Source organism: Lysobacter sp. 05T417 (assembly GCF_056396405.1).
In genome coordinates this window covers 1-1,940 of record NZ_JBFTLK010000014.1, presented here as the reverse complement: position 1 = coordinate 1,940, position 1,940 = coordinate 1, and the positions used below count along the sequence as shown (strand labels likewise).

Below are 1,940 nucleotides of genomic sequence, written 5' to 3'. Positions count from 1 at the left end.
CCCAATGCCGCCGAAGACAGGGCCCCCGGCCGAAGCGGGAAAAATGCTGCCCCAAATGGCCGAGGCTGGGGGCGTTGTGCGCGCAACCGAAGCAAAACCACGACGACCTCAGACACGACAGCGCGTCGATCCCGGACCGGCCGCAACGTCGCGACTACAGTCCTAACGCCAGAGTTAAGCCGCACCGCGGAGCGGTGTCGGCTTGAATGAATTGTTAGGCGGCGAGCCGAGACCCCACATACATGCCACCCACGTACAACACGCAACACCCCAAGAAGACCAGCAGCGCCTTGGCCAGACCTACGGAAGCTCGCCTCCATGTAAAGGATCTGAAGAAATAGTACGGAAGCCCGACGGGCGCGAGCAAGGCCACTAGCAACGGTGCGCCGGTCGGCGCCGTCACTCCTCGATCCGATGCATGGGCCTTACACCAGGCAAAGAGCAGAATGGCGAGCACCAGCGCGTGGCCGAGTGAGACCTCGTTATAGATCTGCCCGTAGCTCGGTGTGAAAGGCTCGATGAGGCCAGCAATTGGCCACGTTGCGATGAGGACGATGACTATCAGTTGATCGCGCTTCATCCGTGTCGCCTAACGCCAGAGTTAAGCCGCGCCGCGGAGCGGCGTCGGCTTGAATGACTTGTTAGGCGCCACCCCCGCGGCCCACGGCAACGACCCTGCCAGTGCCGACGACTGTGACGCCCTCTAAGAACGCAAACTCTACCCCGGCAGCAATGCGATCGCACAAAGGGTCCGGCCACGCCAGAAGGCGGAACGAACAGGAGAAGAGCGGACCTATTTGAGCCGCGCCAGGTCCACTAACGAAAGCAATGCCGAGCGAAGGGACCGTCGGATCGGGTTTACCCGTGCCCTCGACGATAGGAGAGATGACAGGCCGCCAGCCAGGAACCAGACGGGATCGTTGCGCCGCCGGAAGCAATGTGGCTTGTGCTTGAAAGAGTGGGTCCGTCATAGGTGATCGGAAATGGCGCCTAACGCCTGAGTTAAGCCGACAGCAATCGCGTAGCGATTGGTGTTCGGCTTGAATGACTTGTTAGGCCTAGTGCCGCAACCGGAGCCCAGAACTGCGGCCGCCTGCTCTGCCATGACCCAACCCCGGCCGGAAATGTAGCAGCTTGCGATGCCTGGCGCCGCCGAAGATCTGGACCGGGCCGAAGCGGGCAAAACACGGTGTCAATGGTGCCGGCTGGGGGCGTTGTGCGCGCAACCGAAGCAAGCCCCAACGCCCTCAGACAAGACAGCAACTCGATGCCGAACCGGCCGCAACGCTGCGACTACAGTCCTAACGCCTGAGTTAAGCCGACATCAATCGCGTAGCGATTGGTGTTCGGCTTGAATGACCTGTTAGGCCTAGCGCCGCAACCGGAGCCAAGAACTGCGGCCGGCTGCTCTTCCATGACCTAACCCCCGGGCGGGAATGTATCAGCTCGCGGTGCCTAGCGCCGCCGAAGACCTGGGGCCTGCCGAAGGGGGAAGACAGCCGCCGGCAATGAGCTCGACTGGGGGCGTTGTACGCATGACCGAAGCACAATGCGGGCGAGCATGAGCCCCAACATCGCGTCGCTCCCTCGACCTGGCCGCACGGCTGCGACTACGTGCCTAACGCCTGAGTTAAGCCGCGCCGCGGAGCGGTGTCGGCTTGAATGACTTGTTAGGCCTAGTGTCGTGACCGGAGCCGAGAACTGCCGCCGGAAATGTCCTAGACCTTCCCCGGCCCGAAATGTATCAGCTTGCGGAGGCCTGTGAACCAGCCCCTCCCCTTTCCGGAGCCGGTACCCAACAAGAGCGACTAGGGGCTAGCGAAGTCGCCCGCCACGCATCCGCAACCTGCGCGGCTCTACGCCCTTACGGCTGCACAGCGGCGACAACTCGCCTAACGCCAGAGTTAAGCCGCACCGCGGAGCGGTGTCGGCTTGAATGA

General features: G+C 62.6%; 1 protein-coding gene. It reads right to left on the bottom strand.

Going from position 1 to position 1,940, the window contains the following annotated elements:
* Window positions 1-214 precede the first annotated feature (214 nt).
* Window positions 215-580, bottom strand: a complete 366-nt coding sequence (locus tag AC1DER_RS17150) for a hypothetical protein (RefSeq protein WP_477248558.1) — start codon at window positions 578-580, stop codon at window positions 215-217.
* Window positions 581-1,940 lie beyond the last annotated feature (1,360 nt).

Excerpts from the sequence above, each read along its gene's own strand:
- AC1DER_RS17150 (WP_477248558.1), bottom strand. The coding sequence starts at position 580 with ATGAAGCGCGATCAACTGATAGTCATCGTCCTCATCGCAACGTGGCCA.